Below are 13,350 nucleotides of genomic sequence, written 5' to 3' on the forward strand. Positions count from 1 at the left end.
GGTTCAGACCTTCGGCAATTTTTGATCAGATTTTTGATGATTATATCCTTTAACCAGCAAACCAATCTCATCATCACAATGTGATTTTGGGCAAGATAACGCTGAAACTTGGCTATCTTTATTAAGGGTGACGGCGATTTGGCGTAAAGGTTTTACAACAATACGATTAATACACCAACTAATAGCAACCGTCAGAATAAGCCCCATCAACAGATATGTTGTTAGCATCAATGCGACAGTATTACTGGCAAAACGATAAAAACGGTTTGTGTCAGCCTGTAAAATGAGATGACCACTATAGGATTTATCATCTGTTGAAGTAATACCTAATGGTTGTAAAGGAACAACAGCTTCAACGGGAATACCAAAAAGCCAACTTGAAAATTCAGAGACTTCTTTTTTGGGTGCAAAATCTAAATTCATTACTTGCACATTCTCGGGTTGCATGACAATCGCTTTACCCAAAATCCCCGTCGCTTTTAGTGCAACTATCTGTTGTTTAGCATCGTTCAAATCTGACCGTAACAATGCATCAGCGAGTGGTTGCTGGATACTTACACCGGCATTAAAAAGCTGATTTTGATAATCTTCACGGCGTTGATCTATCAAATAAACAAGTTGAATACTGATAAAAATAGCAATAGTCACCAACGTAACGCCCGCAACAGCGGCCATCTGTTTTATTGTTAATGAATGTTTAAGATGAGGTTTCATCATTGCTATTTCCAATATACATGTCTGATCAGAGTGATTATACTGTATTTTTATGATTATGTATCACTCTCAATAAAGAAAACAACGTTATAAAAAGCGTCCATCCATTAAAATGAAAGTAAATAAATATATAATTATTATTATTTGAGTATAGCTATAAGATAAAAATAGTAAAATAAAAATAAAATATTACTCTCTCTTTGTTATTTACAACAAATCTACTTTATATTAATGAAAAGATACAATTCACTAAAAAACACCAGAGCATATAAAATTAAACACTATTAAATCCTTAACCCCAAGTTAAAACACAATGCTAAGCGTTGTATATTTCTTAATGGAAAATATTATTTTTCATTAATATCATTGAAGTGTATATTTTAAAAAATTCACATAAATATAATATTTGATATCTATAAAATCATTATTAGATTATTTAGTTAAGATTAATTAAATATTATTAATGAAAAAAATAAGAACAATATAAATCAATATATTGTTCTTATTTAATGAGATGCGTTTATTTAAACTATTGCGTTATCTTGCTCCACAGCAAAACAAGCAATAAGCTGACCGTTATACTCTTTTAATGTTGGCTGTAATTGACTACATGGTCCAAATGCACGACGACAACGAGCGGCGAAAGCACAACCCGGTGGCGGATTTAATGGGCTTGGCAATTCTCCCGTTAATTTAATACGCTCTCGCCTTAATTCAGGTGTCAATCTCGGTGTTGCTGATAATAATGCCTGCGTATAAGGATGTTGTGGATTTTCAAAAATTTGCGCTTTTGTTCCTTTTTCTACACAACGCCCTAAGTACATTACAATAACTTCATCTGCAATATGCTCGACAACCGAAAGATCATGGGAAATAAACACATAAGAGAGCCCCATATCTTGTTGCAGATCCATCATTAAATTCAGCACTTGAGCACGAACAGATACATCCAGTGCAGAAACAGGTTCATCTGCTACTACAATATCTGGATCAAGCATCAAACCACGCGCAATAGCAATCCGCTGACGTTGACCACCAGAAAACATATGTGGGTATCTGCTATAGTGTTCTGTTTTTAATCCAACTTTAGCCATCATTGATAATACTTTTTCTTTACGCTCAGAGGCATTCAGTGTTGTATTAATTAATAAAGGCTCTTCTAAAATTTGCCCCACTTTTTTACGCGGGTTCAATGATCCATAAGGATTTTGAAACACAATTTGGATCTTCTGGCGACGTAACTTCTCAGCCGATTTATCTTTAATTAACAGATTTTGACCACGATAAGAAAGCTCTCCAGAAGTAGGGATCTCAATCATTGTTAATAATCGGCCTAATGTGGATTTGCCACATCCCGATTCACCAACAACGGCTAAGGTTTTACCGCGCTCTAATTCAAAAGAGACACCATCAAGGGCTTTAACTGTTCTCTCTTTTGAAAAAAGCCCACCTTTTACGCTGTAATATTTCGCCAAATTAACCGCTTTTAACAAGGGAGTTGATACAGTTGGATTAACTTCAGCCATGGGTAGGTCTCCCTGCATTATCTAACGGTGTATGACATTTCACACGGTGCATTCCTAATTCTTTTAATTCAGGCTCAGCCTTATAGCATTCATCATGAGCATATGGGCAACGTGGATTGAGTAAACAGCCTGTTGGTCTATCATAACGTCCCGGTACAACGCCCGGTAGTGATGCTAATCGCGCTTTATTGCTCGCAAATTCAGGAAGTGCTCTTAATAATGCTTGAGTGTAAGGATGGCGAGGAGCTTTAAAAATTTCTGATGCTTTTCCAGATTCCACTACTTGCCCCGCGTACATCACAATAATAGTGTCTGCAGCTTCTGCTACTAATGCGAGATCATGAGTGATCAACACTAGTGCCATATTTTCTTGTTTTTGTAAGTCGAGCAAAAGCTCTATGATTTGTGCCTGAATAGTGACATCCAGCGCAGTGGTTGGTTCATCAGCAATCAATAATTTAGGGCGACAAGCGATCGCCATTGCGATCATAACACGCTGACTCATTCCCCCTGAAAGCTGGTGTGGATAAACATCTAAGCGAGAAGCTGGATCAGGAATTCCAACTAGCGTTAAAAGGTCGATAGCACGTTGTTTGCGTGTTTTACGACTTCCCCCCTGATGAACTTTTAACGCTTCCATAATTTGATAGCCAACCGTAAAGCAAGGATTCAAGCTTGTCATTGGATCTTGGAAAATCATCGCAACATCGGCACCGACCAAATTACGTCGCTCTGATTCAGAGATCTTCATAAGATCTCTACCATCAAAATAGAGCTCTTGTGCGCTCACTCGCCCCGGAAAATCAATAAGCCCCATAATCGCCAACGAGCTAACAGATTTACCCGAACCTGATTCCCCGACAATACCGACTACTTGCCCTTCTTCAACCTGATAACTAATTCGGTCTACCGCTTTAAACGGAGTATCTTCATCACCAAAGTGAACAGATAGTTGATTAATATTTAGTAGTGCCATGTTCTTACTCCGTTACTGCTTTAATTTCGGATCAAGCGCATCTCGTAAACCATCACCCATTAAGTTAAAGGCTAATACGGTAAACAAAATCGCTAGACCAGGAAACGTCACAACCCACCATGCACTTTGTGTAAACTGCAACACATCAGATAACATGGTCCCCCATTCAGGTGTTGGTGGTTGTGCGCCCATGCCTAAAAAGCCCAATGCCGCCATATCTAAGATTGCATTAGAAAAACCTAAAGAGGCTTGAACAATTAAAGGCGCAAGGCAGTTAGGTAAGATATTGATAAACATCTGACGCATTGAACCCGCACCCGCAACACGAGAGGCAATCACATAATCGCGGTTAACTTCAATTAAAACAGCGGCACGAGTCAGTCGAACATAGTGCGGTAAGGCAACAAAAGTTAATGCGATAGAAGCATTAACAATAGAGGGACCAAAAATGGCGACCAATACTAGTGCCAATAATAAACTAGGTAGTGCCAGCATGATATCAACAACACGCATTATGCCGATATCCACAAGACCACCAAAATAACCTGCTGCTAACCCTAGAATAATTCCTAAAATAAGTGACAGTACGACAACAATACAGCCCACCAATAATGAAAGGCGAGCACCAAACATTAGGCGCGAAAGAATATCGCGGCCAACATCATCTGTACCTAAAATAAATTGCCAGCTTCCGCCTTCTTGCCAAACAGGAGGTGCCAATAAGAAATCACGAAATTGCTCATTAGGGGCATGAGGTGCAAGAAAACCTGCAAGTGATGCAATAAGCAACATAATTACAATATAGATTAACCCAACAACGGCACCTTTATTTTGTTTAAAATAATGCCAGAATTCTTGGAAGGGCGTCATGGGAGCCGGTGCACTGATGACCGGTGTTACTTTATTTTCAGTCATTTATGCATTCCTTATTTTTTATGGCGAATACGAGGATTCACAATGCCATAAAGAACATCAACCAACAGATTGACGAAGATAATCATCGTTGCAATTAAAAGCACACCACCTTGAACAACGGGGTAGTCACGTCGCTGTAAAGCATCAATCAACCAGCGTCCTAATCCCGGCCATGAGAAAATGGTTTCTGTTAAGATTGCACCTGCCAGCATTGTCCCGACTTGTAGCCCAATAACTGTGACAACAGGCAACATCGCATTACGTAATGCATGGATAAGAATGACTCGAGCACGGCTTAAGCCTTTTGCTCTTGCAGTACGAATATAATCTTCGCCTAATACTTCAAGCATCGAAGAGCGTGTCATACGCACGATAACAGCTAAAGGAATAGTTCCTAATACAATGGCAGGTAAAATGATGTGATGGACAGCATCTAAGAAATCCCCTTCTTCACCCCAAATAAAGGTATCAATCAGCATAAATCCAGTGAGTGGATTACTGTCATCTAAAAAGACGCTATCAGCAAGGCGCCCAGAGACAGGTGTAAGGTCTAATTTCACAGACACCAGCATGATTAACATGATCCCCCACCAGAAGATTGGCATAGAATAACCTGCTAATGACACACTAATCGCAGTATGATCAAAGATAGAGCCACGTTTCACCGCAGCTAAAACGCCCACAGGAATACCAACTGAAACCGCAAAAATCATGGCGCACACGCCAAGTTCTAAAGTGGCTTTAAAGCGAGGTAAAAATTCATCCCATACAGGAATGCGACTTTTTAATGAGATACCCAAATCACCATGGAAAATGCCATTTAGGTAATTGATATATTGTTGCCATAAAGGCTTATCCAGCCCCAATTCTGCCATTAAATAAGCATGGCGCTCTGGAGAAAGGCCACGTTCACCCGCCATAATCATTACCGGATCACCGGGAATAAGATGGACAAAAATAAACGTCAGTAATGTAATTCCGATAAACGTAGGGATCACAAGTCCCAAACGTTGAAGGATAAATTGCAGCATATCCTAATTCTCTTTTCAAACATCAGCTAAAAGATAGCGCTGATAAATCAGGGGAAAGTCCCCTGCGCCCACAGTGTACTGAATGTATTCGTTATTATTGAATAGTGGTGCCTTTCATAAAGAAAGACACCATATTTAAAGCAATCCAACGATTAGGTATTGCTATTATTTAAGAGAGACATTCTCGAAGTGATGTTTACCTAATGGATCAACTACGTAGTTTTCTACTTTTTTGCTCACTGGTTCATAAACGGTCGAGTGAGCAATAATCAGTGCAGGTGCTTGATCATGCATAACAACTTGAGCTTGTTTGTAGAGTTCAACACGCTTATCGTGATCGGCTGCGACTCGAGCAGGTTGGATCAGATCTTCAAATGGCTTATAACACCATTTTGAATAGTTCGATCCTTGCTCTTTTGCCGCACAACTAAATAGCGTAGCGAAAAAGTTATCTGGATCCCCATTATCCCCTGTCCAACCCATCATCACTGCTTGGTGTTCTCCGGATTTAGCACGTTTGAGATATTCGCCCCACTCGTAACTTACAATCTTGGTTTTAACGCCAATTTTTTCCCAATCCGCTTGTACCATTTCAGCCATACGACGTGCATTTGGATTGTAAGGTCGCTGTACTGGCATTGCCCATAAATCGATAGTAAAGCCATCTGCAAGACCCGCTTCTTTTAGCAGTGCTTTGGCTTTTTCCGGGTTATATTCGTAATCAACGATATCGTCGTTATAACCCCACATTGTAGGAGGGATAAGGTTTTTCGCTTTCTGACCTGCACCTTGATAAACAGCTTCAATAATGGCGTCTTTATTCACCGCCATACTTAATGCTTGGCGAACCTTTTGGTTATCCAGTGGTTTTTTCTCAACATTAAAAGAGATATAACCTACGTTTAAGCCTGGTTGCTCTAATAAGTTGATATCGCTATTTTGTTTCATCTTCGCAATATCAGCAGGATTTGGGAAAGGCATTGCCTGACACTCACCTTTTTGCAGTTTTGCATATCGTACTGAGGCATCAGGTGTAATAGAGAAGACTAAACGGTCAATATCTGGTTTTTTACCCCAATATTGGTCATTAGCTTTATAAAGAATACGAGAGTCTTTTTGATATTGCTGTAATTGGAAAGGCCCTGTACCAATAGGATCTAAGTCCACTTTTTCAGGTGTACCCGCTTTCATCATATTATCCGCATATTCAGCAGATAATATAGAAGCAAAGTCCATTGCCATATCAGCAATAAAAGGGGCTTCTGAACGCGTTAAAACAAAACGAACGGTATGATCATCAACTTTCTCGATTTTCTCGATCATGTTGTTCATATCCATTCCTGAGAAGTATTCATAACTTCCACCAGACACTTTATGGTAAGGATGTTTTGGATCCATTTGACGCATAAACGTATACATCACGTCATCCGCATTAAATTCACGTGTTGGCTTAAAGGTTTTACTACTATGCCAATTCACGCCTTTACGCAAATGGAAGGTATACACTTTGCCATCATCGCTCACATCCCAGCTTTCAGCTAAGCCTGGAATGATTTCTGTTGTACCTAGTTTAAACTCAACTAAACGGTCATAAATAGGTACTGAACTTGCGTCATAGGTTGTTCCAGAGGTAAATAACTGAGGGTTAAATCCTTCAGGTGAGCCTTCAGAGCAATACACCAATGTTTTCGCCTGCACACCAGCAGAAACAGCTAATGCGAGTAATCCAATTGTCGCGGTCAAAATTCCTGTCTGTTTTTTGGAGCTTTTCATCATTACTCTCCGAAATTGTTCTGTTGTGTTTTGGTTTCCTGTTTAAAAACGGAATACCTTTTTATTTTGTCATTGTTCAATTAACCAACTGTACTCCCTTACGTCAATAAGGTGTTGGAAGGTAAAAAGAACAAGTTATAAACACAAATGAAACGAATATCGAACAAACTCAGAATAAAAAAATAAGTCTTTGACTAATATCTAGTCAATAAAACCACACATTAAGAAATCCTTAAGTGAAATGACTATTTTAAAAAAAGCCATAATTTGTGATTAACCGCTTAAATATTGAACGAATATTTTGAAATGAAACAAAGAACTTGGTGCTTTATTCTGTTATGGAAGAAAAATAGCCACCTTGCTAGAGGATCTCTGATTTTAGTTTTAATCAGGCAATAGAGTGAAAAATATCAATTTTTAGCTCTTAGCAAATCACTTAACTAGATAAGACCATGAAATTCAGTCTGTTATTAATGATTTTAATTCTTTCATAGTGAAAAATTTATATTATTTAAGCATTATCAGAAGTTCTATCGTCCATAAAAGTGGCGTTGGAAGAAAATTTACAGACTTCTTTAGGTTGTTTATTAAAAAATTTCTAAAATAATTTAATGCCTAAACGACTTTATGGGCCAGCTAAATCCACTGCATTTTCAGCCAATATTTATCTTGACTTGGAAAATATTTCCACGGTTCTCTGTTTCTGAGTTGCATGGGAGTTTGGAATGTGTGGGAGAGATGAGGTAAAAGTAAGATGATCGAGAAAAAATACTTTTTATGGTGAAATCAAAAATAAGAGTGAGACATTTTTGATAAGGCTAAAACGACAAAACCCCGCTTTTAAAGCGGGGTTTCTTAATATGGTCGGCGAGAGAGGATTCGAACCTCCGACCCACTGGTCCCAAACCAGTTGCGCTACCAGGCTGCGCTACTCGCCGAAAACGAGGTGCATCTTACTGCCAGAAACTCACTCCGTCAATACTTTTTTAGTATCTCCTGACTGTTCGTATGGTTTTCAACCAAAATGGTTGATTTTTAACTTTTTTATCATAAAAAGAGGTGAGTTTTAGCGTCATTGTAACACACCTACTTACCTATCTATCTTCGTTTTACTATGGCTTTCTTTACGTTACCCATAAAACATGAAAAAAAATAACAAATTTATTCTCAATTATTATCGTCTAATTAGTGTGCTTTTTATATAATTCCCTTATGTCAAATAAGGTAGGTAGTTTAGAGAATGAAACAATGTTGGTGGGGTGTCACATTACTTTTATTGTCAACCACACTTCCAGCTCAAGCATCTACAGCTCATGCTTGCCGAGTGTACTTTAAAGAAGCGGATAGATTTATTCAGTACATTTCTCAAAGAGAAGATCTAAAACATAATATGCCGGAGATTAAGGCTAACTTCGAGCAAAGCAAAAAGCAGATAATGACAGCGCCTCTGACAGAACAAAAAGTAATATGTGATAAGGAAATGCAAGAGCTTAATAGTTTGAATAAAATGTTTGGACCTAAAGAAGAAACGGTACTAAATAAATAATCAAACAAACAGATAATGACTAAATATAATTACTTATTTATTATTTAGTCATTAATTTGATATTAATTCTTATTTTCATGATTATTATTCGCCGTTGTACTTTCCAATCTTTTTATGCGTTCTTTAGGGGAATTATCACTTTTATCATCACCCTGAGTATAATAATCGTAAGGTAATAATAAAGTATCTAATACGGCACTAAAAGGGAGATCGAGAATAACTAATGGTTTCATTGCCCATCCGGTTTCATCATCTTTTAGCATTGTCATGTTATTTTTTGTCCCTGAATAAAATTCTTTATTCGGGCCTGCGTGGGTCATAACGCTTGAGCAACCTGTCAGTAATGTCGTCAAAAATGTGACTAATGCTAAATTTTTACTTGTCATTCTGAATATCATAGGGCACCTATAAAACGAGATCCGTAGTCAACGCTTTTTATCATATAGTTAAACCTGTTTTCTCTTACAGGACAAGAGAAAGATGATATAAAAAAGCTTAATTTTTTAGTCATTAAATAAATAAGCCTAGCGTGAGAATGTTTCAATTTACCTAATAAAAAAAAACATAATAATATTATTAATTATTATGTTTCGAAGATATTAAAATTCAACCTTCATTATTTTAAATAAACACTTTAACTCTATATTTATCTTTCTTGTTTTTTTGATCTCTATATATGTTGAATCTGTGCGATAAGACACAGCGACTTTCATGGTTCTTTGCCAAAATAGGTTTATCGTTTTAGCTCAAATTTTCTCATTTTTATTTTTTTGGGTACAGGATCTTTTTTATGAGTGATATTGCATTAACAATGGTGATGTTGTCATTAGCAGGCGCTCTAGGTCTTTGGATTGGCAATATCAAAATCTATCGAGTTAGCCTAGGAATAGGTGGCGTTCTTTTTGGTGGAATTATTATTGGTCATTTTGCTCAGCACTATAACTTTTCGCTGAATGCACAAACCCTTCATTTTATTCAAGAATTTGGACTTATTCTTTTCGTTTATACCATTGGTATCCAAGTCGGCCCTGGTTTTTTCTCCTCACTGCGTGTTTCAGGCTTAAAACTAAACGCCTTCGCCATCTTAATTATTCTTCTGGGCTCAGTCATAACCGCTTCTATTTATCGTCTATTTGACGTTCCTTTACCTATTATTTTGGGTGTTTTTTCTGGTGCTGTCACCAACACCCCTTCTTTAGGTGCTGGGCAACAAATACTGACTGATCTGCATGTTGATCCGGCTTCTGTGGGGCAAATGGGGATGGGCTATGCCATGGCTTATCCTATGGGTATCTGTGGCATTCTGCTAGTTATGTGGCTTATTCGTGTGTTTTTTAAAATCAACATTGATGAAGAAGCAAAAGCCTTTAGTAACCAACAACACAGTACTAAAGATGCCCTACATACCATTAATATTGCGATTAAAAATCCCAATTTAGATGGCTTATTAATGCAAGATATTCCTCTGCTCAATGAAGATGCCATCGTCTGCTCCCGCTTAAAGCGTGGAGATAACATTATGGTACCTATGCCTTCAACGATTATTCAGTTAGGGGATTTACTGCATATTGTGGGTTCAAAAGAAGACCTCAATAAAGTACGTCTAGTACTTGGCGAGGAGGTCGATGCTTCACTTTCAACATCAACAAATTTACTTCAATCAGTACGAGTCGTCGTAACGAATGATTCTGTGCTCAGTAAACGTTTAAAAGATCTGGATCTTAAAAGAAAATACGATGTTGTAGTGACGCGATTGAACCGCGCGGGTATTGAACTTATTCCGAGCAATAATAGTATGTTGCAATTTGGGGATATTCTTAATGTTGTTGGACGCCCTGAATCTATTGAAGCCATTACAGTCCTGTTAGGTAACGCTCGCCAGAAATTAGAACAAGTCCAAATGCTTCCTGTCTTTATTGGCATAGGCTTAGGGGTTTTACTTGGCTCTATTCCTATTTTTATTCCCGGTATTCCTGTGGCACTTAAATTAGGTTTAGCTGGTGGTCCTCTTGTTGTTGCCTTAATTTTAGGGCGTATTGGTACATTTGGTAAGCTCTATTGGTTTATGCCTCCAAGTGCAAACTTGGCATTGCGAGAGTTGGGAATTGTCATGTTTCTTGCCGTGGTAGGGTTAAACTCCGGTGGTGAATTTGTCGAAACTTTAATTTATGGTCAAGGCTTGAGTTGGATTGGTTATGGTATTTTGATTACATTATTACCGTTATTGATTGTCGGTGTGATTGCCAGAATCTGCTTTAAGCTTAATTATTTAAGTCTCTGCGGGATGTTGGCAGGTTCAATGACCGATCCTCCTGCATTAGCCTTCGCAAACTCAATTCATAGCTCAAGTGGGGCTGCTGCGCTTTCCTATGCCACAGTTTACCCTTTAGCAATGTTTTTACGAATCATAACACCACAATTAATGGCACTTATTATATGGACTTTGTAGTAAAAATAATAAATATATTAAATAGTTGAACCAAATTTGTTATCAAAATCCACATTTGGCTTAGCAGAGGGATAATTAAGGCAATGAATGGCTCTTATTTAAGCCATAGATTTTATAAATGTCTGTTTTAATAGTTCTCGTGCTAAGAAATTTAGATTGAGACGGATTGCTAAATTTTTAGTGATCAATTTCTTTCCGTCAAACTTATGCTCAAAAGTCCTCGTTATTGTCTTTGCCCCTTCTTCTCGCTGAAGGGGCATTTTTATTAGATATTCACTGGCTGATAGATGTTCTCGATTTCTTCAGCCAGAATTTTTATTCCTTTCTCAATCAATTTAGGCTCAGGTACGTAATTCATCCGCATACATTGATGAGCGTGATCCCATGAATCTTCTAATCCCGGAAAGAAGTAATGTCCCGGCACCATTAATACACCACGTTTTTTCAAACGACGGTAAAGCTCTTCACAAGAAACCGGTAAATCTTTAAACCAAAGCCATAAAAAGATCGCACCTTCCGGCTTATGAATAAGACAACGTTCCTCAGGTAAGTAGCGACGTATAATATTAATAGTTTCAAGTACTCGTTGATGATAGAAGGGCCCTATCACATCTTGAGATAACCGCATTAAATCATCGCGTTTTAGCATTTCTAATGCCATTGCAGGTCCAATTCCACCGGGTGCAAGACTAATAATGCCGTTAACATTTGTAATGGCTGAAATCAGCTCTTCATTGGCGATAATAATGCCACAACGTGCACCCGGTAAGCCTAACTTGGACAGGCTCATACAAAGGATAGTGTTGTCATTCCAACGAGGTGTTGCTTGAGTGAAAATAATACCCGGAAAAGGCACGCCATAAGCGTTATCTATAATCAGAGGGATATTGTGCCGTTTAGCCAAAGCCTCTAGCTTTTCAACTTCATCATCAGTAATTACATTACCCGTTGGATTAGTTGGTCTAGAAACACAAATAGCGGCAATGTCATCACCAATTTCAAGATGAGCAAAATCAACATGATATTTAAATTGCCCATTCGGCAACATTTCTATTGTTGGTTTATTCGCAACAAACAGATCTTCTTCTAGTCCAGAATCAGTATAACCAATATATTCAGGGGCAATTGGGAAAAGAATTTTACGTTTCTTCCCATCTTTGGTTGTGCCACCTAATAAATTAAATAGATAGAAAAAAGCACTTTGGCTACCATTAGTTAGCGCAATATTTTTTGCCGAAATGTTCCAGCCTAGCTTATGTTTTAAACATGCCGCCAACGCTTGTAACATGGTATCTTTGCCTTGCGGGCCATCATAATTACAAACCGCATCACTTAATGAGCCATTTTCGGTCATCTCTTTAAGTAATTGGCGAAAATAGTTATCCATTTCAGGAATATGGGCAGGATTCCCACCACCTAGCATCACAGCACCGGGTGTACGTATTCCTTCATTTAAGTCTTGCATCAAGCGAGCAATGCCTGAGTGCTGAGCAAACTTTTGCCCAAATTGTGATAATTGAGTCATCTTTGCAGGTATCTTCTATGTTGCTTTCTCGTTAAGAAATACCATACCGCGAGCTTTAACCTGCATCAATAGTTATAATCGAAATGATAGAGTAGTAATATTAATATGATTTTAAATATTGAAATATAAAGCCAATAACACTCTACATTAAAGATAACTCAACTCATATTTTACTTTTTATTGGCGTTTTCACTCTCTTCTTGGCGACAAAAACAAGAGAGAATATGGTCATTAACCATGCCAACAGCTTGCATAAAAGCGTAGCAAGTTGTTGTACCAACAAATTTAAAGCCTTTTTTCTTTAACATTTTTGCCATTTTATCCGAGATTTCAGTGGACGCGGGCACTTGAGAAATATTAATCCACTGATTAATAATGGGTTTATTATCAACAAATTGCCAAATAAACTGACTGAAATCTTCGCCTTGTTCTTCCATTGCCATAAAAATACGGGCGTTATTAATAATGGCGTTAATTTTTCCTTGATGACGAATAATTGCGGGATCTTGCAATAAAGCTTCAACATCCTTATCTGTCATTTTGGCAATTTTTTCGGGTGAAAAATTAAAAAAACAGCGACGATAACCTTCTCTTTTCTTAAGTACGGTATACCAAGATAACCCAGCTTGTTGACCTTCAAGACAAATCATTTCAAAAAGCTTATATTTATCTCGTTCAGGTTTACCCCATTCATCATCATGATATGCCAAATATTCAGGATCATTAGTTACCCAATCGCAACGCTGTTTATTCATTTTCTCATTCCTTGTTACCAATAACTTGTAATATCACCATTTTATATACTGTATAAATATACATGTAAATGGGTGAAAAAAAATTCAATCTAATTCTTTGAGCATAGTCATAAAGTCAATTAAGGGATTATTTTTTTGAT

Annotated in this window: 11 protein-coding genes and 1 tRNA gene; 2 read left to right on the forward strand and 10 right to left on the reverse strand. The window is 37.7% G+C overall.

Translation table 11 applies throughout. From position 1 onward, the window contains the following. Positions 1-3: 3 nt before the first annotated feature. The 7 genes from GTH25_RS16735 to GTH25_RS16765 all read right to left on the reverse strand — a co-directional run bounded on the left by GTH25_RS16735 (position 4) and on the right by GTH25_RS16765 (position 7,873). A complete protein-coding gene (locus GTH25_RS16735; protein WP_075673350.1) occupies positions 4-714 on the reverse strand; it encodes a HAMP domain-containing protein in 711 nt (236 codons plus the stop codon). A 524-nt stretch (positions 715-1,238) separates the two neighbouring features. Further along, positions 1,239-2,240: a dipeptide ABC transporter ATP-binding subunit DppF gene (gene dppF / locus GTH25_RS16740; RefSeq protein WP_075671342.1), complete on the reverse strand. Its 1,002-nt coding sequence runs from the start codon at positions 2,238-2,240 to the stop codon at positions 1,239-1,241. Next, the gene (gene dppD / locus GTH25_RS16745) at positions 2,233-3,216 is read right to left on the reverse strand and encodes a dipeptide ABC transporter ATP-binding protein (protein WP_075671340.1); all 984 of its coding nucleotides are present in this window, start codon (positions 3,214-3,216) and stop codon (positions 2,233-2,235) included. Before dppD ends, dppF begins: the two co-directional genes overlap by 8 nt. A gap of 12 nt (positions 3,217-3,228) precedes the next feature. Next, positions 3,229-4,131 (reverse strand): dipeptide ABC transporter permease DppC, encoded by a 903-nt coding sequence (dppC, locus tag GTH25_RS16750; protein ID WP_075671338.1) that lies wholly within the window; start codon positions 4,129-4,131, stop codon positions 3,229-3,231. Between the two features lie 11 nt (positions 4,132-4,142). Further along, on the reverse strand, positions 4,143-5,162 hold the full coding sequence (gene dppB / locus GTH25_RS16755; RefSeq protein ID WP_075671336.1) for a dipeptide ABC transporter permease DppB: 1,020 nt from the start codon (positions 5,160-5,162) through the stop codon (positions 4,143-4,145). Positions 5,163-5,327: 165 nt separating this feature from the next. Then, on the reverse strand, positions 5,328-6,935 hold the full coding sequence (gene dppA / locus GTH25_RS16760) for a dipeptide ABC transporter periplasmic-binding protein DppA (RefSeq protein ID WP_075671334.1): 1,608 nt from the start codon (positions 6,933-6,935) through the stop codon (positions 5,328-5,330). An 861-nt stretch (positions 6,936-7,796) separates the two neighbouring features. Then, positions 7,797-7,873 (reverse strand) — tRNA-Pro (locus tag GTH25_RS16765). A gap of 302 nt (positions 7,874-8,175) precedes the next feature. Here GTH25_RS16765 and GTH25_RS16770 point away from each other — a divergent pair. Continuing rightward, the gene (locus GTH25_RS16770) at positions 8,176-8,481 is read left to right on the forward strand and encodes a DUF5339 family protein (protein ID WP_075671332.1); all 306 of its coding nucleotides are present in this window, start codon (positions 8,176-8,178) and stop codon (positions 8,479-8,481) included. A gap of 62 nt (positions 8,482-8,543) precedes the next feature. On the opposite strand, the gene GTH25_RS16775 is transcribed toward GTH25_RS16770, so the two are convergent. Beyond that, positions 8,544-8,867, reverse strand: a complete 324-nt coding sequence (locus GTH25_RS16775; protein ID WP_075671330.1) for a YceK/YidQ family lipoprotein — start codon at positions 8,865-8,867, stop codon at positions 8,544-8,546. A gap of 404 nt (positions 8,868-9,271) precedes the next feature. Between GTH25_RS16775 and GTH25_RS16780 the strand changes: the two genes are divergently transcribed. Continuing rightward, positions 9,272-10,930 (forward strand): putative transporter, encoded by a 1,659-nt coding sequence (locus tag GTH25_RS16780; protein WP_075671328.1) that lies wholly within the window; start codon positions 9,272-9,274, stop codon positions 10,928-10,930. A 265-nt stretch (positions 10,931-11,195) separates the two neighbouring features. On the opposite strand, the gene GTH25_RS16785 is transcribed toward GTH25_RS16780, so the two are convergent. After that, entirely contained in the window at positions 11,196-12,455 is a 1,260-nt protein-coding gene (locus tag GTH25_RS16785; RefSeq protein ID WP_164530759.1) for a valine--pyruvate transaminase, read from the reverse strand. 170 nt (positions 12,456-12,625) lie between these two features. Then, the gene (locus tag GTH25_RS16790) at positions 12,626-13,210 is read right to left on the reverse strand and encodes a DNA-3-methyladenine glycosylase I (protein ID WP_109419307.1); all 585 of its coding nucleotides are present in this window, start codon (positions 13,208-13,210) and stop codon (positions 12,626-12,628) included. Positions 13,211-13,350 lie beyond the last annotated feature (140 nt).

The organism is Proteus terrae subsp. cibarius (assembly GCF_011045835.1).
Taxonomy (GTDB): domain Bacteria; phylum Pseudomonadota; class Gammaproteobacteria; order Enterobacterales; family Enterobacteriaceae; genus Proteus; species Proteus cibarius.

Excerpts from the sequence above, each read along its gene's own strand:
- dppB (WP_075671336.1), bottom strand. The coding sequence starts at position 5,162 with ATGCTGCAATTTATCCTTCAACGTTTGGGACTTGTGATCCCTACGTTT.
- dppF (WP_075671342.1), bottom strand. The coding sequence starts at position 2,240 with ATGGCTGAAGTTAATCCAACTGTATCAACTCCCTTGTTAAAAGCGGTT.
- GTH25_RS16790 (WP_109419307.1), bottom strand. The coding sequence starts at position 13,210 with ATGAATAAACAGCGTTGCGATTGGGTAACTAATGATCCTGAATATTTG.
- dppD (WP_075671340.1), bottom strand. The coding sequence starts at position 3,216 with ATGGCACTACTAAATATTAATCAACTATCTGTTCACTTTGGTGATGAA.
- GTH25_RS16775 (WP_075671330.1), bottom strand. The coding sequence starts at position 8,867 with ATGACAAGTAAAAATTTAGCATTAGTCACATTTTTGACGACATTACTG.
- GTH25_RS16780 (WP_075671328.1), top strand. The coding sequence starts at position 9,272 with ATGAGTGATATTGCATTAACAATGGTGATGTTGTCATTAGCAGGCGCT.
- GTH25_RS16735 (WP_075673350.1), bottom strand. The coding sequence starts at position 714 with ATGAAACCTCATCTTAAACATTCATTAACAATAAAACAGATGGCCGCT.
- GTH25_RS16770 (WP_075671332.1), top strand. The coding sequence starts at position 8,176 with ATGAAACAATGTTGGTGGGGTGTCACATTACTTTTATTGTCAACCACA.
- GTH25_RS16785 (WP_164530759.1), bottom strand. The coding sequence starts at position 12,455 with ATGACTCAATTATCACAATTTGGGCAAAAGTTTGCTCAGCACTCAGGC.
- dppC (WP_075671338.1), bottom strand. The coding sequence starts at position 4,131 with ATGACTGAAAATAAAGTAACACCGGTCATCAGTGCACCGGCTCCCATG.
- dppA (WP_075671334.1), bottom strand. The coding sequence starts at position 6,935 with ATGAAAAGCTCCAAAAAACAGACAGGAATTTTGACCGCGACAATTGGA.